Source organism: Streptomyces sp. NPDC024632 (assembly GCF_055559175.1).
Window position 1 is genome coordinate 80,243 of the sequence record NZ_JBVHLD010000001.1, and the last position, 19,761, is coordinate 100,003.

Annotated in this window: 15 protein-coding genes and 2 pseudogenes; 9 read left to right on the forward strand and 8 right to left on the reverse strand. The window is 74.1% G+C overall.

Features of this window, described 5'->3' with window-relative positions; all coding sequences use genetic code 11:
• Nucleotides 1-190: 190 nt before the first annotated feature.
• On the reverse strand, nucleotides 191-1,279 hold the full coding sequence (locus tag ACZ37P_RS00375) for an amidohydrolase family protein (protein ID WP_401313268.1): 1,089 nt from the start codon (nucleotides 1,277-1,279) through the stop codon (nucleotides 191-193).
• A 106-nt stretch (nucleotides 1,280-1,385) separates the two neighbouring features.
• Nucleotides 1,386-2,357: a GlxA family transcriptional regulator gene (locus tag ACZ37P_RS00380; protein WP_355333782.1), complete on the reverse strand. Its 972-nt coding sequence runs from the start codon at nucleotides 2,355-2,357 to the stop codon at nucleotides 1,386-1,388.
• A 70-nt stretch (nucleotides 2,358-2,427) separates the two neighbouring features.
• On the opposite strand from ACZ37P_RS00380, the gene ACZ37P_RS00385 reads away from it, so the two are divergent.
• Together ACZ37P_RS00385 and ACZ37P_RS00390 are read left to right on the forward strand one after the other, a co-directional pair.
• Nucleotides 2,428-3,930 carry an MFS transporter gene (locus ACZ37P_RS00385; RefSeq protein ID WP_467344150.1) on the forward strand — a complete coding sequence of 501 codons (1,503 nt, stop codon included), beginning with the start codon at nucleotides 2,428-2,430 and terminating at the stop codon, nucleotides 3,928-3,930.
• A 125-nt stretch (nucleotides 3,931-4,055) separates the two neighbouring features.
• Nucleotides 4,056-4,437: pseudogene (locus ACZ37P_RS00390) on the forward strand (DUF488 domain-containing protein).
• Between the two features lie 87 nt (nucleotides 4,438-4,524).
• Here ACZ37P_RS00390 and ACZ37P_RS00395 read toward each other — a convergent pair.
• Nucleotides 4,525-6,057, reverse strand: coding sequence for an aldehyde dehydrogenase (NADP(+)) (locus ACZ37P_RS00395; RefSeq protein ID WP_467344152.1), 1,533 nt, complete (start codon nucleotides 6,055-6,057; stop codon nucleotides 4,525-4,527).
• A 300-nt stretch (nucleotides 6,058-6,357) separates the two neighbouring features.
• Between ACZ37P_RS00395 and ACZ37P_RS00400 the strand changes: the two genes are divergently transcribed.
• The 4 genes and pseudogenes from ACZ37P_RS00400 (at nucleotide 6,358) to ACZ37P_RS00415 (ending at nucleotide 9,760) form a co-directional block, all read left to right on the forward strand.
• Nucleotides 6,358-7,128 (forward strand): IclR family transcriptional regulator, encoded by a 771-nt coding sequence (locus ACZ37P_RS00400; RefSeq protein ID WP_355333788.1) that lies wholly within the window; start codon nucleotides 6,358-6,360, stop codon nucleotides 7,126-7,128.
• Between the two features lie 33 nt (nucleotides 7,129-7,161).
• Nucleotides 7,162-7,929 (forward strand): class I SAM-dependent methyltransferase, encoded by a 768-nt coding sequence (locus tag ACZ37P_RS00405; RefSeq protein WP_467344155.1) that lies wholly within the window; start codon nucleotides 7,162-7,164, stop codon nucleotides 7,927-7,929.
• Nucleotides 7,930-8,069: 140 nt separating this feature from the next.
• Nucleotides 8,070-8,576: pseudogene (locus ACZ37P_RS00410) on the forward strand (SigE family RNA polymerase sigma factor); the annotation flags it as partial.
• A gap of 254 nt (nucleotides 8,577-8,830) precedes the next feature.
• Nucleotides 8,831-9,760 carry a hypothetical protein gene (locus ACZ37P_RS00415; protein WP_467344157.1) on the forward strand — a complete coding sequence of 310 codons (930 nt, stop codon included), beginning with the start codon at nucleotides 8,831-8,833 and terminating at the stop codon, nucleotides 9,758-9,760.
• Between the two features lie 248 nt (nucleotides 9,761-10,008).
• On the opposite strand, the gene ACZ37P_RS00420 is transcribed toward ACZ37P_RS00415, so the two are convergent.
• A complete protein-coding gene (locus ACZ37P_RS00420) occupies nucleotides 10,009-11,298 on the reverse strand; it encodes a hypothetical protein (RefSeq protein WP_467344159.1) in 1,290 nt (429 codons plus the stop codon).
• Between the two features lie 22 nt (nucleotides 11,299-11,320).
• Nucleotides 11,321-12,253, reverse strand: a complete 933-nt coding sequence (locus tag ACZ37P_RS00425) for a 5-dehydro-4-deoxyglucarate dehydratase (protein WP_355333799.1) — start codon at nucleotides 12,251-12,253, stop codon at nucleotides 11,321-11,323.
• 249 nt (nucleotides 12,254-12,502) lie between these two features.
• Between ACZ37P_RS00425 and ACZ37P_RS00430 the strand changes: the two genes are divergently transcribed.
• Nucleotides 12,503-13,333 (forward strand): NAD-dependent epimerase/dehydratase family protein, encoded by an 831-nt coding sequence (locus tag ACZ37P_RS00430; protein WP_391159679.1) that lies wholly within the window; start codon nucleotides 12,503-12,505, stop codon nucleotides 13,331-13,333.
• A gap of 79 nt (nucleotides 13,334-13,412) precedes the next feature.
• On the opposite strand, the gene ACZ37P_RS00435 is transcribed toward ACZ37P_RS00430, so the two are convergent.
• The 3 genes from ACZ37P_RS00435 to ACZ37P_RS00445 form a co-directional block, all read right to left on the reverse strand.
• Nucleotides 13,413-13,853: a response regulator gene (locus tag ACZ37P_RS00435; RefSeq protein WP_355333804.1), complete on the reverse strand. Its 441-nt coding sequence runs from the start codon at nucleotides 13,851-13,853 to the stop codon at nucleotides 13,413-13,415.
• Nucleotides 13,850-15,646: a sensor histidine kinase gene (locus ACZ37P_RS00440; RefSeq protein ID WP_467344163.1), complete on the reverse strand. Its 1,797-nt coding sequence runs from the start codon at nucleotides 15,644-15,646 to the stop codon at nucleotides 13,850-13,852. The genes ACZ37P_RS00435 and ACZ37P_RS00440 overlap by 4 nt, the downstream gene beginning before the upstream one ends.
• 296 nt (nucleotides 15,647-15,942) lie before the next feature.
• Nucleotides 15,943-17,154, reverse strand: coding sequence for a PP2C family protein-serine/threonine phosphatase (locus ACZ37P_RS00445; RefSeq protein WP_355334674.1), 1,212 nt, complete (start codon nucleotides 17,152-17,154; stop codon nucleotides 15,943-15,945).
• Nucleotides 17,155-17,509: 355 nt separating this feature from the next.
• Here ACZ37P_RS00445 and ACZ37P_RS00450 point away from each other — a divergent pair, with 355 nt between their 5' ends.
• Both ACZ37P_RS00450 and ACZ37P_RS00455 read left to right on the forward strand, forming a co-directional pair.
• Nucleotides 17,510-18,268 (forward strand): alpha/beta hydrolase, encoded by a 759-nt coding sequence (locus tag ACZ37P_RS00450; protein WP_401714612.1) that lies wholly within the window; start codon nucleotides 17,510-17,512, stop codon nucleotides 18,266-18,268.
• Nucleotides 18,269-18,447: 179 nt separating this feature from the next.
• A complete protein-coding gene (locus ACZ37P_RS00455; RefSeq protein ID WP_391044125.1) occupies nucleotides 18,448-19,674 on the forward strand; it encodes a TerD family protein in 1,227 nt (408 codons plus the stop codon).
• The last annotated feature ends 87 nt before the right edge of the window (nucleotides 19,675-19,761 follow it).

Sequence of the window (19,761 nt, forward strand, 5' to 3'; positions counted from 1 at the left end):
CCCGGGCGGCCGCGAAGATGCCTAACGCGTCCCGGCCCCCGTACGTCACGGTCGGTCAACTCACGTCCTCGCACGTCGAACGGCCGTGGTGTACACGGGAGGCGTCCGCGAGCGGCGCGGCGCGACCGTCTGCGCGCGGCGAACGGGACGGCGCGACCGCGAGAGGACCCCGAGAGAGCCTGACGGCCCGTCAGGCGACGACCGTGCCGCGCAGCACGATTCGCCGCGGCGCCGCCAGCACCCGTACGTCCGCGCGCGGATCGCTCTCGTAGACCACCAGGTCGGCGGGCGCGCCCTCGGTGAGCCCTTCGCGGCCCAGCCATTGGCGGGCACCCCACGTGGCGGCGGAGAGCGCGGCGTTGACGGGCAGCCCGGCGGCGACCAGCTCCGCGACCTCGTCGGCGATCAGGCCGTGGGCGAGGCTGCCGCCCGCGTCCGTACCGGCGTAGACGGCGATACCGGCGTCGTACGCGGCGCGCACGGTGTCGTGGCGGCGGGCGTGCAGCCGTCGCAAGTGGTCGGCCCAGCGCGGGAATTTGGCCTCGCCGCCCGCGGCCAGGGCGGGGAAGGTGGCGATGTTGACCAGGGTGGGGACGATGGCGACGCCGTGTTCCGCGAAGAGCGGGATGGTGTCCTCGGTGAGTCCGGTGGCGTGCTCGACGCAGTCGATGCCCGCGGCGACGAGGTCGGCGAGCGAGTCCTCGGCGAAGCAGTGCGCGGTGACGCGGGCGCCTTCCTCGTGCGCGGCGGCGATGGCCTCGGTGAGCGCGTCCTTCGGCCAGCACGCCGCGAGGTCGCCCGCCTCCCGGTCGATCCAGTCGCCGACCAGCTTCACCCAGCCGTCGCCGCGACGCGCCTCGCGGCGTACGTACGCCGTCAGGTCGCCGGGCTCGATCTCGTGGGCGTAGTTGCGGATGTACCGGCGGGTGCGGGCGATGTGGCGGCCCGCCCTGATGATCTTGGGCAGGTCGGCGCGGTCGTCGGTCCAGCGGGTGTCGCTCGGCGAGCCCGCGTCGCGCAGCAGCAGCGCGCCGGCCTCCCGGTCGGTGAGCGCCTGCTTCTCCGCGGTGTCGCGGTCGACGGCGCCGTGCGCGTCGAGTCCCACGTGGCAGTGCGCGTCGACCAGTCCCGGCAGGGTCCAGCCGGTGACGGTCGCGGCCGGAGCCGCGGCCGGGCGGTCGTAGCTGATCCGCCCGCCGACCACCCACAGCTCGTCCCTGACCTCGTCGGGCCCGACCAGCACCCGTCCCTTGATGTGCAGCACGTCGCGTTCACCCATGCACCGCACTGTACGAGGCACCCGGCGGTCACGGGCCGTACGGCCGCCGGTCGTACGGTCGTACGGCCCGGACCGGCGAGAAGCGCCGCCGCCCACCGGCCAGAGGTCAGGCCGTCGTCAGGCGGGTGAACGTCGCGCGGTAGTCGCTCGGCGTCAGCCCGGCCCTGCGCAGCAGGTGCTGCCGCAGCGAGTCGGCGGTGCCGAGACCGCTGGCGCGGGCGACCTGGTCGACGGGCAGGGTCGTGGTCTCCAGCAACTCCTTGGCCCGCTCGACGCGTTGGTGCAGCAGCCACTGGAGGGGGCTGAGTCCGGTCTCGGCGTGGAAGCGGCGGCTGAGGGTGCGGACGCTGACGGCCGCGTGCCGGGCGAGGTCGGTGAGGGTGAGCGGCGCGTCGAGCCGGGTCATCGCCCAGGCGCGGGTCGCGGCGAGCGACGTGCCGGTCTCCGCGGGCAGCGGTGTGTCGGTGAACTGCGCCTGCCCGCCGTGCCGTACGGGCGCGACCAGCGCCAGCCGGGCCACCGTGTTGGCGACGGCCGCGCCGTAGTCGGTGCGGATGATGTGCAGGCACAGGTCGATGCCCGCCGCGTATCCGGAGGACGTCAGCATCTGGCCGTCCTGGACGAAGAGCACGTCGGGCTCCATGACCACCGCCGGGTAACGCGCGGCGAGTTGGCCGGTGTACTCCCAGTACGTGGTGGCCTGGCGGCCGTCGAGCAGTCCGGCCTCGGCGAGCAGGAAGGCGCCCGTGCAGATGGACGCCACCCGCTTGCCCGCCCGCGCGGCCTGCCGCAGGACGGCCACGACACGCGGGTCCGGGTCCTCCCGCGACCCGGTCCCGGCCACGACCACCGTGTCGGCGCGCTCCACCGCGTCCAGACCCTGCCCGATCACCAGCTCGGCCCCGCCGCCGGTCCCGACGCTGCCGGGGTCAGACGTGCACAACTCCACCTCGTAGCCGGGCCCGCCGTCCACCCGGACCTTGCCGAACAGCATCTCCGGCACGGCGAGGTTGAACATCGACACCGGCCGCGCGGCGATCACCGCGACCCGGTGCGGGCGGGGACACGTGAAGGGCATGGCCAGAACCTCCGGGACCGTGGCATTCAGGCCACTACTGTACGGCGACGGCCGCGGCCACGCTGATCGCATGTCTCCGCGTCTCTCCGGTCCGGACTGTGCGGCCCCGCCCGCCGCCCGGAAACCCGTCGCCGCACCCGCGCCCGCACCCGCACCCGCGCCCTCGTCCGCGCCCGTACCCTCGCCCGGCCGCACCCTGGCCGCCGCCCTGCTCGGCTTCTTCGTGATCACCCTGGACGCCTCGGTCGTGACGGTCGCCCTGCCGTCCATCGGCACCGATCTGCACGGCGGCCTCGCCGCGCTCCAGTGGGTCGTGGACGGCTACACGCTGGTCTTCGCCGCCTTCATGCTCTCCACCGGGGCGCTGTCGGACCGGATCGGCGCCGGGCGCGCCTTCGGCGCGGGCATGGCGGTCTTCACCGCCGCGTCGGCCGCGTGCGGTCTCGCGCCCGGCCTCGGCGTACTGATCGGCACCCGCGTGGTGCAGGGCACGGCCGCCTCGGTGATGCTGCCCGCCTCGCTCGCCCTGGTGCGGCAGGCGTATCCGGACGCCGGGTCCACCCCGCATCCGTCCGGCGCGGCGTCCGGCGGCATCGGCAGGGCCCGCGCCATCGCCCTGTGGGCGGCGGGCGGCGCCTCGGCCGTGGCGCTCGGACCCGTAGCGGGCGGCGCCCTCACCTCGGCGTGGTCCTGGCGCGCCATCTTCTTCATCAACCTGCCGGTCGGTCTGCTCGCCGCCGTGCTGCTGGCGCGGACGCCCCGCTCGCCGCGAAGGCCCGCGCCGCTGGACGTGCCGGGGCAGCTCACGGCGGTGCTGGGGCTGGCCGCGCTGACCTTCGCGGTCATCGAGGGCGGCGGGCTCGGGCTGGTGGCGGCGGCCGTCGCGGTGGCCGTCCTCGCCGGTTTCTTCCTGATCGAGGCGCGCAGCGCGCATCCGGTGGTGCCGCTCGGCCTGTTCAGGGACCGTACGGTCGCGGTCTGTGTGGCGGTGGGCGCCGCGCTGAGCTTCGCCTTCTACGGGATGATCTTCGTGCTCAGCCTCTTCTTCCAGCAGGTGCGCGACCAGTCACCGCTCGGCGCCGGGCTCATGTTCCTGCCCATGACGGCGCTGATCCCCGCCGTCAACATCGTCTCGGGCAGGCTGTCCGCCCTCTCCCCGCCTTCGGCGGGAGGTGCCCCCGTCGGCGCCCGGCTGCCCATGCTCGCCGGTCAACTCCTCATGGTCGCCGGGCTGTTGGTGCTGCTGCCGGTCACCGCCCGCACCCCGGCCGCACTGCTCGCGGTCGTCATGGTGCCGCTCGGCCTCGGCGGCGCGCTCGCCGTACCGCCGCTGACCGCCGCGCTGCTGGACGCGACCCCCGCCGACCGCGCCGGGCTGGCGGCCGGGGTGCTCAACGCGGGCCGCCAGATCGCGGGCGCCCTGAGCGTGGCCGCCTTCGGCGCGCTGGTCGCGGACCGGGACCGCTTCCTGTCCGGCATGCGCGTCTGCCTCCTGCTGGCCGCCGCCCTGCTGACCGTCACCGCCGTCGCCACGGCGGCGGCCCTGCGCCCCGGCCGCCCGGCCGACTCCTGACCCGGTGTCCCGCGACCGACCGGGCGGCCCGACCCCGACAAGACCGCCCGGTCCCGACGCGGTGGCGGATCGGCGGCCGGAGGCGTGGACTGGAAGGAGTGAGACGGAGCGGAGAGGCGGACGGGATGGCGAAGGACGCGGGCGCGGCGACGGGTTTCCGGGTGCGGCGGATCTACGACGACGTGGACGCCCGGGGACGGCCTGCGCGTGCTGGTCGACCGGCTGTGGCCGCGCGGGGTGTCCAAGGAGCGGGCGGCGGTGGACGACTGGTGCAAGGTGCTCACGCCGTCGGCCGAGCTGCGCACCTGGTACCACGCCCACCCGGACCGCCACGCGGACTTCGCGCGGCGCTACCGGGCCGAGTTGGCGGGTCCCGAGCAGGTCCCCGCCACCCAGCGGCTGCGCGAGCAGGCGCGCGCCGGGAGCGTCACCTTGCTGACGGCGGTGAAGGACCCGGAGCACAGCCACGTCCCCGTCCTCCTGGCCCATCTCACGGACGCGCCCTAGGACATGCCCCGAGGTCCCGTCCGGCGGCACCGGACGGGACCTCGGGGTCAGTCCGGCCCGGGGCACGTACCGACGTGCCCCCGGGGATCACCTGACCAGGACGCCGTCGACCCGGCGCGGGACGCCCAGCGGGTTGGCGTCGGCCAGCTCGGGCGGCAGCAGCGCGGGCGGGGTGTCCTGGTACGCCACCGGCCGCAGCCAGCGCTCGATGGCGGTGCCGCCGACGGAGGTGGAGGTCGAGGTGGTGGCCGGGTAGGGGCCGCCGTGGTGCTGGGCGGGGGCCACCGCGACACCGGTCGGCCAGCCGTTGACCAGGACGCGCCCGGCCAGGCCGGTGAGCCGGGCCAGCAGCGCCGCCGCCTCGCCGCCGGGCTGCCCGGCCTCCTCCGAACCGAGGTGCGCGGTCGCCGTGAGACTGCCCGGCAGCCGGTCGAGCACGGCGGCCAGTTCGGCGGCGGACCCGTACCGTACGACGACGGTCAGCGGCCCGAAGCACTCCTCGAGGAGCAGGTCGTACGCGCCCTGCTCGGTGAGGTCGGCCGCGGCGACGGTGACGAAGCCGGGCCGCACCGCGTGCTCGCCGCCGTCGCCCGCGGTGACGGGGGTCTCGACGCCGGGCAGGGCGGCGCGGGCGGCGACGCCCTTGAGGAAGTTGTCGCGCATGCGGGCGTCGAGGAGCACACCGGGGCCCGCGTCCGAGGCGGCGCCGGTGAGCGCGCCCACCAGCCGGTCGCCGTGCTCGCCGCCGGGGGCCAGGACGAGGCCCGGCTTGGTGCAGAACTGGCCGACGCCCAGGGTGAAGGAACCGGCGAGCCCGGTGCCGATCTGCTCGGCGCGCTCGGCCGCCGCGGCCTCGGTGACGACGACCGGGTTGAGGCTGCCCAGTTCGCCGTGGAAGGGGATCGGGCGCGGCCGTGCGGCGGCGGCGTCGTAGAGGGCGCGTCCGCCGGGGACCGAGCCGGTGAAGCCGGCCGCGGCCACCAGCGGGTGCTTGACCAGCTCGACCCCGGCCTCGAAGCCGTGCAGGAGGACGACGGTGTCGGCGGGCAGGCCCGCGGCGACGGCGGCGCGGCGCAGGATGTCGGCGCAGAGCGCGGAGGTGGCGGGGTGGTCGGGGTGCGCCTTGACCACGACCGGGCACCCGGCCGCGAGCGCGCTGGCGGTGTCGCCGCCGGGTACGGAGAAGGCGAGCGGGAAGTTGCTGGCCGCGTAGACGGCGACGACGCCGAGCGGGATCTTGTAGCGGCGCAGATCGGGGCGCGGGATGGGCTGGGCCGCCGGGTCGGCGTGGTCGATGATCACGTCCAGATAGCCGCCCTCGTCGACCACATCCGCGAACGCGCGCAACTGATAGGCGGTGCGGGCGAGTTCACCGGTGAGGCGGGGCAGCCCGAGCGCGGTCTCGGCGTCGGCCGCCGCGATGACCGCCGCGCCCTCGTCCTCCAGCAGCCCGGCGGCGCCGCGCAGCAGGCGGGAGCGTACGCTGCGGTCGGCGAGCGCGGGAACGGCGGTCGCCGCCGCGCGCACGGCGGCGTCGACCTCGTCGGCCGTGGCCTCCACCGCGACCTGCTCCCGCTGCTTCCCGGTTCGGGGGTCGACGCTCCAGACTGGTACTGCCACCGGAAGAACCTCCACATTTCCGTACTGCATGACGGCATCGTTCTCTATACTGAACAACGTCTTCAGATATGAATCACCGATCGTCCGGAGCCTACGTCCACGGGCCCGGCCGGACAAGGCGGGCGCCGGGCACGGCGCGCGCACGGACACGCACGACGGACACGCAACGACGTGACGCACGACGGACACGCACGACGAACGGTCACGACAACCGAGCACGACAGACAGACACGACGAACACGCACCACACACGAGCACGACTGAACGAGCACCACGAACGTCTTAGAGGGGTCGTACGCGATGGCTGTTGCCGAGGGAGCCGGTTCCCAGGTCAAGTCCGCGGTCCGCACGGTGGAACTGCTGGAGTTCTTCGCGGGCCGCCCCGGCATGCACAGCCTGGCCGCCGTGCAGGAGTCGGTGGGGTACCCGAAGTCCAGCCTGTACATGCTGCTGCGCACCCTGGTCGACCTCGGCTGGATCGAGACGGACGCCACCGGTACGCGGTACGGCATCGGCGTGCGCGCGCTGCTGGTCGGCACCTCGTACATCGACGGTGACGAGGTGGTGGCCGCCGCGCGGCCCACGCTCGACCGGCTGTCCGACGACACCAGCGAGACCATCCACCTCGCGCGCCTCGACGGCACCAACGTGGTCTACCTGGCCACCCGGCAGTCGCAGCACTATCTGCGGCCGTTCACCCGGGTCGGGCGCAGGCTGCCCGCGCACTCCACCTCGCTCGGCAAGGCGCTGCTGGCCACGTACACCGACGAGCAGGTGCGCAAGCTGCTGCCGGAGACGCTGGAGCCGCTGACCGAGCACACCCACACCGACCGCGAGAAGCTGATCGAGGAGCTGGCCCAGATCCGCGAACAGGGCTACTCCGTCGACCGCGAGGAGAACACCCTCGGGCTGCGCTGCTTCGGGATCGCGATCCCGTACCGCACGCCCGCGCGGGACGCGGTGAGCTGCTCGGTGCCGGTGGCCCGGCTGACGCCTGGGCACGAGCAGATGATCAAGGACACGCTCTTCGACGCGCGGGACCGGCTGCTGCTCGCCACGCGCCGCCTCTGACGGTCGTACGGCCGGCGTCGTAGGGTCGGCGGCATGCGCGAATCCGATACCCAGATGTTCGCCCGCCGGGCCTCCTCCTTCGGCGCCGAGGCCGCCGCCTATGCCGCGCACCGGCCCGACTACCCGGTGGCGGGCGTGCGGTGGGCGCTGCACGCGACCGACGACGAGCGCGGCACGCTCGACGTGCTGGACCTCGGCGCGGGCACCGGCAAGCTGAGCCAGTCGCTGGTGGCGCTCGGGCACCGGGTCACCGCCGTGGAGCCGGACCCCGGCATGCGCGCGGAGTTGGAGCGGCTGCTGCCGTCGGTGACGGCGCTGGCGGGCGGCGCGGAGGAGATCCCGCTGGCGGACGCCTCGGTGGACGCGGTCGTGGTGGGGCAGGCGTTCCACTGGTTCGACCAGGAGCGGGCGATGCCGGAGATCGCGCGGGTGCTGCGGCCCGGCGGCACGCTGGGCGCGCTGTGGAACACCGACGACGACCGGGTGGAGTGGATCGCCGGGCTCAACAAGGTGACGGCGAGCCGGGTGTCGTACATCGACTGGCGGCCGGGCAAGGGCATCGACCGGCACACCGGCTTCACGCCCGTCGAACACGGCGAGTTCCCGCACCGGCAGCCGCGGACGGTCGACTCGCTGCTGGCCACCGTCGCCACCCACTCCCACGTCCTGGTGCTCGAACCCGCCGAGCGCGAGGCGCTGGTGGGGCGGATCAGGGACTATCTGACGTCCCGTCCCGAGACCTCCGGCGGCCCCTTCGACCTGGAGATCGTCACCCGGGTACAGCGCTGCGCCCTGACGTGACGAGCCGTCAGTCGGCCTGCTGATCCGGGGTTCGCCGCCCGTCGCCGAAGTGCTGTTTCCCGACCTCTGCCCATGGCCTTCCACCGCTGCTACGCTCACGCCGCGCCGTGGCGGGGAGGTCCGGGCAGGAAGAGGTGACCGTGGGCACAGCCATCGGCGACGACGCCGACGCCGCCGCTGATTTCCACGCGTTCTTCGAGCAGCACTACGCGGAACTGGCGCGTCTGGCACACCTGTTGACCGGTGAGGCGGACGCGGCCGACGATCTCGCGGCCGACGCCCTGGTCGCCATGTGGCGGCACTGGGACCGGGTGCGGGCGGCCGACCACCCGGTCGCGTACGCCCGCGGTGTGGTGACCAATCTGGCCCGCTCGCGCATTCGCAGCGCGGTACGGGAGCGGCGGCGGATCGCGCTGTTCTGGTCGCAGCCGCAGGACCGGACCGACGGTCCCGACGTACCGGCCGTGCTCGACGTGCGCGAGGCGTTGCAGCGGCTGCCGTTCCGCAAGCGGGCGTGCGTGGTGCTGCGGCACGCGTTCGACCTGTCGGAGCGGGACACGGCGGCGGTGCTCGGCATCTCGGTGGGTACGGTGAAGAGCCAGACGTCGCGCGGCGTCGCGGAGTTGGAGCGGCTGCTGGCGCCGCGGACGGGCGGCGCCGAGCCGGACCCGGCCGCGGGCGACGGGGTGCGGGCGGTGCCAAGCGCCGGTGCGGCGCCGGGTGCCGCTACGGTGCCGGGCGCGGGTACGGTGCCGGGCGCGGGCGCCCCCGGCGGTGCGGGCCCTGTACCCGGCCCCGCCGTCCCCGGCGCCGCGGGCCCGGTCGTCACCGGCCCCGGCGCGGCGCGCATCATGGGTGCGGCGGGTCCTGCGGCTCGTACTCGTACGGGACGGGGAGTGTGATGGCCGACAGGACCGACAGGGCCGAGCTGCCGGAACGGCTGCGGGACGCGGCCGGGTCCCACCGGCCGGACCGGGAGCGGATGCTGGCGCGGGTCGAACAGGGCATGGCGGAACGCGACATGGCCGGGCACGGGATGGCGGAGCCGCCGCGCACCGGCGGGCGGTCCGACGGGCACGGCAGCGGGACCGGGGCGCCGTGGATGCGGATCGCCGCGGTGACGGCGGCCGTCGCGGGCGCGATCGGCCTCGGCGGCCTCGCGGTCGGCGCCGTGACCGGCAACGGCGAGCCGACGCAGTCCGTGGTGACCTCCGGCGGGCCCGGCGTCACGCACTCCGCGACCTCCAGCCCGGTCGGCACCGACTCCCCCGCCGCGCAGCCGCGTTCACCGGCCGCGTCGTCGCACCCGTCCGGCCGCCACGGCGGCACCGGCGGTACGCGTCCCACGGGCACGCCGTCCGGCGGCGCGTCCTCCCCCACCGGCACTCCCCCGTCGTCGGCGGCCACCACCTCGGGCATCGACGGCGGCGCGCCGGGCTCGGTCGAGACCGCGCGGAACGGCACGCTGACCGCGCGGGGTTCGGTGGACAGCGCGAGCAACGACTACTGGACGCAGAGCGATGTGGTGCTGACCACCGGCAAGCCGCTCACGACGCTCAGCGTCGAACTGCGCGTGGCCCGTACCGAAGGCGTCAGCAGCACCGGTTCGTGGACCTCCGTCTCGGGCGGCACGAACCCCACGGTGACCGTGGAGGGCGCGGAGCTGGTCTACCGCTGGACGCTCGACGCGAACAACACGCTGGCGCCCGGCACGTACACGTTCTCGGGCCAGTTCAACCACGCGGCGGGCGCCCGCGCCACCGGCGGCGACACGTACACCGCCCGCTGGACCGAGCCCGACGGCACGTCGTCGGTCGACGGCGGATTCTGACCGGACGGCTCCCGTAGCCCGCCGGAAATATTCGCGTCATACGCGGCAACCTCCGGTGCCCCGGTGGCGACTTGAGTACGCACAGCCCTCCCGCCTCACCTGAGGGTGACGCTCCGGGGCGCGGCGGTACCCCCATGATCGCCGCGCCCCGGCCCGTCTCGTGCTCCCGCCCGCCCCCGGCGTGCCCGCGCCGCGCGGGCCCGTCGTCGGCGCGTGCCGTCGGCGCGCACCCGTGAAGGCTCCGCGCCTCAGGCCAGCGCCGACCGTACGGCCCTCAGGTCGGCGTCCGAGGCCAGGCCCGCGTGGTACAGGCGCAGTTCGGTGGCGCCGAGCGCGGCGGCGTGCGCGGCGGCCTCGGCGAGCGTGCCGGGGCTGCCGCCCATGCCGGAGACGACGGTGAGGTTCGCCGCAAGTACGGTGCCTTCGCGGCGGTGCGGGGCGAGCGGGGTCAGCATCGCCTCGCGGGCGGCCGGACCGCCGGCGCAGGGCAGCACGAGCCCGTCGGCGTGGGCCAGGACGCGGGCCGGTTCCACGCCCGCGTTGGCGCCGCAGCGGTACGGCGCCGGGTCGGCGTGCATCAGCACCTGGAAGCCGGGCGCGGCGGCGGCCCGTACGGCGGCCACGGCCCGCTCCTGGAGCGAACCGGCCGTCTGCGTACGCCAGGTGAGGGTGAGCGCCGTCAACTCCGCGCCGAGCAGCTTCTCGATCGCCGGGAGCCCGGCGGCGTCGCCCGGGGCGTCCCCCTCGAAGACGGGTGCCAGCGCGCGGCGGACGGCGGCGGCCACGTCGGCGGGATCGGCGCCGAGCCCGGCGTAGCCGTCCCGGCAGTGCGCGCAGAAGCACAGCGACATCAGGTACTGGGCGGCGTCGCCGAGCGGCACCCCGGCGATCTTGTCGTGGGCGTGCAGGTGGGCGAGGCCGTACCAGCCCAGGGACTCCAGTTCGGTGCCGCCCGCGCCGGGGCGTACGGCGGCCTCCGCCGCGAGGTCCACCAGGTAGGTACGGACGGCCGGTTGGGCGATGCAGGGCGCCCACGGGTAGCGGTCGCCGTAGGCGTTGACCACCGAGGTGGCCGGATGCTCGGCGCCGAGGCGGGAGTTGTGGGCGAGCACGACCCAGGTGTGGACGTCGAGCCCGGCGGCGGCCAGCGCGCGGGCCGCCGTACCGAAGGCGTCACCGGCGCCGTCCCCGTCGAAATCCCCGGACCCGAACCCGACCCCGCCCCTGTCCCCGGACCCGGACCCGAACCCGGACCCGCCCCTGTCCCCGGACCCGAACCCGGACCCGCCCCTCGCCCAGCTCCCGGCCGGGTAGGGCCGCAACTCCCTTCCCTCCCAGCGCTGTTCGTCGGGCGGGTAGAGCACGGCGGAGTGTTCCGCGGTGACGATCCGGTGCCGGGGGTGACGGGGGGTCAGCGCGCGGGTGGAGTGGTAGGCGGAGGCGAGGGTGACCTGCTGGACGCCGAGGGCGGCGATCCGTTCGGCCGCCTCGGGGTCGCCCACGACGTCCCAGGGGTAGACGAAGGCGGAAGTCCTCATGGTCGGCATGTCCGGGGCCCGTTCAGCGGTCGCCGAGCAGCGCGAGGCCCTGCTCGATCAGGTCGGCCAGTTCCTTGACGTGCGCGGCGGACGGCTCCGACAGCGGCGGGCGGACCTCGCCGACGTCCAGGCCGCGCATCCGGACCCCCGCCTTGACCAGCGAGACGGCGTAACCCCGGCCCTGGTTGCGGAGGTTGACCAGCGGGCGGTAGAAGCCGTCGATCAGCGTGTTGACGGTGGCGTCGTCGCCGGTGGTGAGCGCCTTGTGGAAGGCGAGGGCGATCTCGGGCGAGAAGGCGAAGACCGCGGAGGAGTAGAGGAGTACGCCGATGCCGCGGTAGGCGAGGCCGGTGAGTTCCGCGGTGGGCAGGCCGTTGAAGTAGAGGAAGTCCTGGCCGGGGAGTTCGGTGCGGACCGCGCTGATGATCCGCTGCATCAGGTCGAGGTCGCCGAGGCCGTCCTTGAGGCCGATGATGTTGGGCACCTTGGCGAGTTCGACGACCGTCTCGGGGGTGAAGACAGCGTTGTCGCGCTGGTACACGATGACATCGAGGCCGGTGCCCGCGGCGAGCGCCGCGTAGTGCCGCAGCATGCCCTCCTGGCCGGGGACGACGAGGTAGGGCGGCATGGCGAGCAGGCCGTCGGCGCCCGCCTCCTCGGCGAGCCGGGCGTACTGCACGGCGAGCGCGGTCCCGTATCCGGCCCCGGCCACCACCGGCACCCGCCCCGCGACCTCCTCCACCGCCGCCGCGACGCACGCGCGGAACTCCTCGGGGGACAGCGCGTGGAACTCGCCCGTGCCGCAGCACGCGAAGACGGCGGCGGCGCCCGCCTCCACCCCGGCGCGCACATGCGCGCGGAACACGTCGAGGTCGAGAGCGCCGTCCGGGCCGAAGGCCGTCACGGGGAAGAACAGCAGGCCGTCGAGGCGCTCGGCGAGGGCGGGTGAGGTCATCGGGTTCCCCCTGAAGTCTGTGCGCTCATCTGATCCATGTCTATATTCATGAACGCTGCCACGCTAGGCGAGGTGACCTGGGCAGGTCAAGCCGACGGGCACCTCCAAGAGCCCCCGCGCCGCCCGCGCCCACCGCCAGGAAATGTCCATATACCTGAACGTCGTCCATGGACATACCCACAGCGGACGTCAGCCGTCTACAGTGACCCCTGAGGTCAGCGAAGCCCCCGCCAGACACGGAGACCCCGTATGCCCGCTCCCCGCACCGTCCTGCTCACCGGCGCCGCAGGCGGCCTCGGCACCCTCATGCGCGGCCTGCTGCCGTCGTACGGATACGACCTGCGGCTGTTCGACGTCCGCCCGGTCGAGGGGGCGCCCGACGGCACGCGGGTGATCACCGCGGACCTGTCCGACCGGGACGCGCTGCGCGAGGCGGTGCGCGGCGTCGACGCGATCATCCACCTCGCCGGTATCTCGCTGGAGTCCTCCTTCGACAAGATCCTGCGCGGCAACATCGAGGGCACCTACCACCTCTACGAGGCCGCCCGCGAGGAGAACGTCCGCCGGATCGTCTTCGCCTCCAGCAACCACGCCGTCGGCTTCACCCCGCGGCCGCAGGGCTCCCCGGTGCCGGACGAGGCGCTGATCCCGATCACCACCCCGCGCCGCCCCGACACCTACTACGGGCTCTCCAAGTGCTTCGGCGAGGACCTGGCGCAGCTCTACGCGGACCTGCACGGCATCGACACCGTCTCCGTACGCATCGGCTCCTGCTTCCCCGAACCCACGTCGGTGCGGATGCTGTCGGTCTGGATGAGCCCGGCCGACGGCGCCCGGCTCTTCCACGCCGCGCTCAGCGCCGGGACCACGGGGCACACCGTCGTCTACGGCAGCTCCGCCAACACCCGCCTGTGGTGGGACCTTTCGGGCGCCCGCGCGCTCGGGTACGAACCGCGGGACGACTCGGAGCCGTTCGCCGCGAAGCTCATCGCCGAGCAGGGCGAGCTGGACCCGGACAATCCCGCGCACGCCAACCTCGGCGGCCCGTTCTGCACGGACCCCCCGATCTGGCCGTACTGACGGACGAGACGCGTTGCGAGACGCACAGGTGGACGCGCGGAGCCGTACGGACCGTGCGCGGACGCCGCCCGCGGGCCGCTCAGCGGCCGGGCAGCCGTACCACCGACAGGAAGAAGTCGTCGATCTGCCGCACCGCGCTGATGAACTGCTCCACGTCGACGGGCTTGGTGACATACGCGTTCGCGTGCAGCTTGTAGCTGCGGAGGATGTCCTCCTCGGTGGCGGACGTGGTGAGCACCACCACCGGGATCATGGCCAGGTCCCGGTCGCCCTTGATCATTTCGAGCACCTGACGCCCGTCGTACTTCGGCAGGTTGAGGTCGAGCAGGATCAAGTCGGGCCGCACCGCGTCCTGGTGGGCGCCGCGCCGGTAGAGGAAGTCCAGCGCCTCCTCGCCGTCGCGGACCACGTGCAGGGTGTTGCCGATCCTGTTGTCGGCGAACGCCTCCCGGGTCATCAGCTCGTCGCCCGCGTCGTCCTCGACCAGCAGGACCTCGATCGGCTGTACGGGTTGACTCATACGCGCGGTGCTCCCTCTGCTCCCTCGATGCCAGGCGCCGCCGCCTGGTCAGGTGACTCTTCTGCCCCGGCGGGCAGCGTGAAACGGATGCGGGTGCCGCCGGTGTACTCGTTGTCCACCGAGATGCGCCCGCCGTGGTGCTCGATGATCTTCCGGCACATGGCGAGGCCGATGCCGGTGCCCTCGTAGGTGTTGCGGCTGTGCAGCCGCTGGAAGAGCACGAAGACCTTCTCGCTGAACTCCTCCTGGATGCCGATGCCGTTGTCGGTGACGCTGAAGACGAGCGTGCCGTCGGGGGCGGTTCCCGACTCCACCGTGATCACCGGCGGCCGGTCGGGGGAACGGAATTTGATCGCGTTCCCGATCAGGTTCTGCCAGACCAGGGCCAGCAGCGTCGCGTCGCCGACGGTGTCCGGCAGCACGGCGGGCCGCTCGACGCGCGCCCCGGACTCCTCCAGCCGCTCCGCGAGGTTGTACAGCGCCTGGTCGAGCGTGTTCTCCAACTGGACCGGCCGGTGGTCGTCCTGCGCCCGGCCCACCCGCGAGAAGGCCAGCAGGTCGTTGATGAGGATCTGCATGCGCTTGGCGCCGTCGACCGCGAAGTCGATGTACTGCACGCCGCGTTCGTCCAGCGCGTGCCGGTAGCGCTTCTCCAGGAGCTGGCAGAAGGACGCGACCTTGCGCAGCGGCTCCTGGAGGTCGTGCGAGGCGACATAGGCGAACTGCTCCAACTCGGCGTTGGAGCGGCGCAGTTCCTCGGCCTGCTCGGTCAGCTCCGCCGCCTGGGCGGCCAGCAGTCCGCGCTGGCCGTGCGCCTCGGCCAGCGCGCCCGCGATACCGCTGCGCATCGCCTCCACAGCCTCGGCCAGCACCCGCAGATCGGCCGGGCCGCTGGGCTCGATCCCGGTGTCGAAGTCGCCGCCCGCGACCCGCAGCGCGTCGTCGCGCAGCCGCCCCAGCGGCAGGCCGACGATCCGGCGCAGGAGCAGCGCCAGGAAGACCATGGCCACCAGGAAGCAGGCCAGCATCGCCAGGAACACCGCGTCGCGTTCGTTGCGCACGCGCCGCAACTGATCCTGACTGTGCTGCCGGTCCTCCTTCAGATGCGTGTCCTGGATCGTGAACTGGGTGCGTACGGTGTCGAAGCCCCGCTTGCTGCTGTCCAGCAGCGAGGTGTCGGCGGAGGCGGGCAGGCCCTCGCGGGCGTGCTCGATGAGCGGCAGCGCGTACGTGGTGCGCCAGCGGTCGGCCGCCTCCTCCAGCGCCAGCAGGTCGGCGGAGGCGCGCTTGTTGCCGCTGATCAGCGGGCGCAGCCTGGCGGTGATCGTCTTCTGGTCCGCGAGGCCCTCGGTGTAGGGCTGGAGGAATTCCGTCGAATGGGTGAGCACATAGCCGCGCACGCCGGTCTCCTGGTCCAGCAGCGCGGTCTGCAACCGCACCCCCTCCACCCGCGCGGGCTGCACCCGGTTGGCCAGGTGGTCGGAGATCGACGTGGTGTGCGCGAGCAGTTGCGCGCCGATCACCGCGAAGACGAGGACGAGCAGCGTCATCCCGCCGAGCACGAGGTTGAACGCGCCCTGGACCGTGATCCGGCCCTTCTCGCGCGGCCGGAAGCCGGACCTCGTCCGGGGGGCCTTCTGCCCGCGAGCGGGTACGGGGGCGGGCACGACGTCGGGCGCGGGATCGGAATCCTGCGCGGGATCGACGTCCGGAGCGGGTTCGACGTCGGGGCCGGGATCGACGTCGGGACCGGACTCGGACCGCGGCCCGGGTACGGGCGCGCTCTCGGACACGGGCCCGGCTTCGGATACGGCTTCGGATACGGCCTCAGGCTCGGATACGGGCTCGGGCTCGGACACCGGCGGCGGGTCGGTCGGGGGATGCGGCACGGACGCGGACTCCGGAACTGGCGTGGGATCGGGCGTGGACTGGGCGACGGGCTCGGTCTCGGGACCGGGCGCGGCCCCGGCAGCGGGCGAGGCCCCGGCAGCGGACGCGGCCCCGGCAGCGGCTTGAGGCGTCGGCTCCGGCGCGGGCGCCGTGGGTTGCGTCGGCTCCGAACCGGGCCCCGACACGGGCGGGTGTTCCGTCATGACCTCGCCCGCCATCCCGCGTGCATCACGGCCGCGTCGTCCTCGAGACCGCCGCGCCCCGCCGTCGCCGTCTCGGCCGCGTTGATCAAGGCGTCGACGAACGCCTCCGCGGGCAGTGCGCCGTTCTTCCGGGCCAGCTCCAACAGCCCGTCCTCGCCGAGCCGTTCCGGCCCGTCGCCGTACCGCCACTCGAAGAGGCCGTCGGTGAACAGGACCACGGACGCGCCGTCCAGCGTCTCGGTCGTCACCGGCCAGACGCCCTGCCCCGGCAGCAGCCCGAGCGCGGGCCCGTACGCCGGCTCCCACCACTGGACGTCGGCGCCGCGGCGCAGCAGCACCCCCGGATGCCCGGCTCTGACGATCTTGACGGTGGTGCGGTCGGGGGCGAACTCCAGGGAGCTGAGGGTGGCGAAGACGTGTTCGCCCGCGCGCTCGGCGACCAGCATCTGCTCCAGCATGCCGGGCAGTTCGGCGCCGCGGGTGCCGGCGAGGACGAAGGACCGCCAGGCGACCCGCAGGCACACGCCCAGCGCCGCCTCGGCCGCGCCGTGCCCCGACACGTCGCCGATGACGACGTGCACCGTGCCGTCCTCGGTCTGCACGACGTCGTAGAAGTCGCCGCCGAGCAGCGCGTGGTCGCGGCCCGGCCGGTAGCGGGTGGTCACCTGCCAGTCGTCGCCGCGCAGCAGCGGGGTGGGCAGCAGCCCGCGCTCCAGCCGGGCGTTCTCCTCGGCCCGCATGGAGCTCTCGCGCAGCGCCACGTGCGCGCGCTCGATCTGCTTGCGCTGGACGGCGTAGCGGATGGCGCGGCTGAGCGACTGGGGTTCGAGGGCGCTCTTGGACAGGTACTCCTGGGCGCCGGAGGCGACCGCGGCGAGCCCGGCGTCCTCCTCCGACAGACCGGTCAGCACCACGACGGCCGCGCCGGGCGCGTCCTTCAGCAGCCGGGACACCGCGTCCACGCCGAAGGCGTCGGGCAGGTGCAGGTCGAGCAGGACGCACTCGGGCGCGGCGCGGCGGGCCAGCAGCTCCAGCGCCTCGGCGAGATTGCTCGCCCTGACCACCTGGGTCGCGGCGTCGCTCAGCGCGAGGTACTCCTCGACGAGCAGGGCGTCGCCGTCGTCGTCCTCGACCAGCAGGACCGTCGCGGGGCCCGACTGCCCGAAGGAGGCGGGCGGCGCCGTGCGCGGACTCTGACTGTCGCGAATGTCACGAACATCACGGCTGTCACGCCCGTCGCGGGTGTGCGGGATGCCCACCGGAAGTCCGGCCGGAACTCCGACCGGGCCGCTCTGCACCACGTTTCTTCCTCCGCCTTCGGCTGCCCGACCATTGAGATTGCGCTGAGCGTACTTGCCCAGGGCAGGAGCGTATATGCGGGAGCCTCCGGACCCCTGTTCGATCCGGCAACCTGTGCGTCGGGGCCGCCGCGCGACCCATCCGGAACCGTCGTCGCTACGAATGACGGAGGATTGACGGGGTACGGCGGAACGGGGATTCCGGAACGTCCGTGCACCTGTCACGGCACGTCGGCGGAGGGAACGGACACGGGTGGAGGCACGGGTGGCAGAGGACCGCGACGGCGACAGCGCACGCGCGGGGTATCGGGGCCTGGTGGTGCGGCGTTCCGCGGCGGCCCCCGAGGCGGCGGTGCTGGTGCTGCACGGCGGCCGGGAGCGCGGTATGGGCCGGCCGTCCCGGCTGAACGCGCCGGGGCTGCGGATGCGCCCCTTCGTCCGGGCGCTGGCCCGCGCGACGCGGGGCCGCCGGGTGGTGCTCGCCGAGGCCCGCTACCGGCACCGCGGCTGGAACGGGGAGCGGGCGGACGCCGCGCGGGACGCGGCCGACGCGCTGGCGGAGCTGTCCCGGCGGACCGGCGGGGCGCCGGTCGTGATGGTCGGGCACTCCATGGGCGGCAGGGCGGCGCTGCGGGTGGCCGGTACGGACGGGGTGGTCGGCACGGTCGCGCTGGCCCCCTGGTGCCTGCCGGGGGAGCCGGTGGAGCAGCTCTCGGCGGCCCGGCTGGTGTTCCTGCACGCGGAGGCCGACCGGATCACCTCGCCCGTGGAGTCGCTGCGGATGGCGGAGCGGGCCAGGGCCGAGGGCGCCGAGGTGTGCCGCTTCGTGCTGCCGGGCGGCGACCACGCGATGCTGCGCCAGGCGGCCGTCTGGCACGCGCTCACCACCCGGGCCGTCTGCGGCCTGCTCGGCCTGTCCGCGCTCCCGCCCGAGGTCGCCTCCGCCTTCGCCCTGCCGCCCGGCTCCCCGGACGGCCTCGACGTGCCCGCGACCGCCGGTGACGGGCGGGGCGTGCGGGTGTGAGGGTACGGGGCTGCCGATACGGGTCCGACCGTACGCAACCGCGGGCGCGACGCTGCCGGTACGAGCCGGCGCGGGCGCCGGAATGGGCGCCGGGACCGGGTGCCCATAACGGGCCGGAAGCTGATCTCCGGGTCATGGAACCGCAAACAACAGTCGGTCGTTACGGGGGCATGACCGCTATGACGCCTGGCTCGAATGTGCCGCTCTCCGTGCCCCGAGTGGCCGTGGACGTCGCCGCCTCCTCCGCGCGGCTCGATGTCTCGGGCCTGCTCCTGACCGGTGACGGGAAGGTGCGCTCCGACGACGACTTCGTCTTCTACAACCAGCCCCAGGGGCCCGGCGTCAGCCACCGCTCCGGGGGCGGTTCCGGGCCCGACTCGATCACCGTGGACACCGCGGCGGTCCCGGCCGGGATCGAGAAGGTCGTGGTGACCGCGAGCCTGGACGGCGGCGGTCCCTTCGCGGGTACGACACCGACGGCCACGGTCCGCAGCGCGGACGACGGCTCGGTGATCGCCACCTTCACGCCCACCGGGCTCGGCCCGGAGACCGCGCTCGTCGTGGTCGAGGTGTACCGGCGCGGCGGCGCCTGGAAGGTCCGCGCGGTCGGCCAGGGGTACGCCAACGGGCTGGGCGGCATCGCCAGCGACTTCGGGGTGAATGTGGAGGAGCCCGCGGCCCCCGCGGCCCCCGCCGCCGCGTTCACCCCGCCGCCGCCCGCGCCGGGACTGCCCAGTGCGCCGCCGCCCTCCGGCGCGCCCGCCGCGTATCTGCCGCCGCCGCCCTCCGCTCCCCCGGCCGCGCCGCCCGCTCCCGCGCCGGGCGCGGGCAAGGTCAATCTGGACAAGGGCCGGGTCAGTCTCCGCAAGAACGAGACGGTCTCGCTGGTCAAGGCGGGCAAGCCGTTCCTGTCCTCGGTGCGGATGGGCCTGGGCTGGGAGCCCGCCTTCGGCGGCCGGGACATCGACCTGGACGCGTCGGTGATCGCCTACGGTCCGCAGCGCAATCACATCGCGACCTGCTACTTCGGCAAGCTGTCCATCCTCAACGGCGCGGTCCAGCACTCCGGTGACAATCTGACCGGCGCGGGCTCGGGCGACGACGAGACGATCACCGTGCACCTGGGCGGGCTGCCGCCGGAGGTCACCGGTCTGGTCTTCACGGTGAACTCGTACTCGGGGCAGAAGTTCAACAAGGTCGCCAAGGCGTACTGCCGGCTGCTCGACGCGGGCACCGGCGAGGAGCTGGTCCGCTTCGACCTGACCGGCAGCGAGCCGCGCACGGGTGTCCTGATGGCCAAGCTGATCAAGCAGTTCTCCGGCGAGTGGGAGATGACCGCCATGGGCGACTTCATCGACTCGCGTACCGCCAAGGGGATGGTGCGGCCCGCCTCCGCGGCGCTCTGAGGCACCGCGGACCGGACGTGTGCCCTGCGGGGCCGCCGCCGGTCCGCGCAGGCTGGCATGAGTCCGCGCGGACGGGCGTCGGCCCGC

Coding starts and splice junctions, on each gene's coding strand:
- ACZ37P_RS00430 (WP_391159679.1), top strand. CDS start 12,503: ATGCCCGCTCCCCGCACCGTCCTGCTCACCGGCGCCGCAGGCGGCCTC.
- ACZ37P_RS00435 (WP_355333804.1), bottom strand. CDS start 13,853: ATGAGTCAACCCGTACAGCCGATCGAGGTCCTGCTGGTCGAGGACGAC.
- ACZ37P_RS00405 (WP_467344155.1), top strand. CDS start 7,162: ATGCGCGAATCCGATACCCAGATGTTCGCCCGCCGGGCCTCCTCCTTC.
- ACZ37P_RS00385 (WP_467344150.1), top strand. CDS start 2,428: ATGTCTCCGCGTCTCTCCGGTCCGGACTGTGCGGCCCCGCCCGCCGCC.
- ACZ37P_RS00400 (WP_355333788.1), top strand. CDS start 6,358: ATGGCTGTTGCCGAGGGAGCCGGTTCCCAGGTCAAGTCCGCGGTCCGC.
- ACZ37P_RS00415 (WP_467344157.1), top strand. CDS start 8,831: ATGGCCGACAGGACCGACAGGGCCGAGCTGCCGGAACGGCTGCGGGAC.
- ACZ37P_RS00375 (WP_401313268.1), bottom strand. CDS start 1,279: ATGGGTGAACGCGACGTGCTGCACATCAAGGGACGGGTGCTGGTCGGG.
- ACZ37P_RS00425 (WP_355333799.1), bottom strand. CDS start 12,253: ATGACCTCACCCGCCCTCGCCGAGCGCCTCGACGGCCTGCTGTTCTTC.
- ACZ37P_RS00380 (WP_355333782.1), bottom strand. CDS start 2,357: ATGCCCTTCACGTGTCCCCGCCCGCACCGGGTCGCGGTGATCGCCGCG.
- ACZ37P_RS00455 (WP_391044125.1), top strand. CDS start 18,448: ATGACGCCTGGCTCGAATGTGCCGCTCTCCGTGCCCCGAGTGGCCGTG.
- ACZ37P_RS00420 (WP_467344159.1), bottom strand. CDS start 11,298: ATGAGGACTTCCGCCTTCGTCTACCCCTGGGACGTCGTGGGCGACCCC.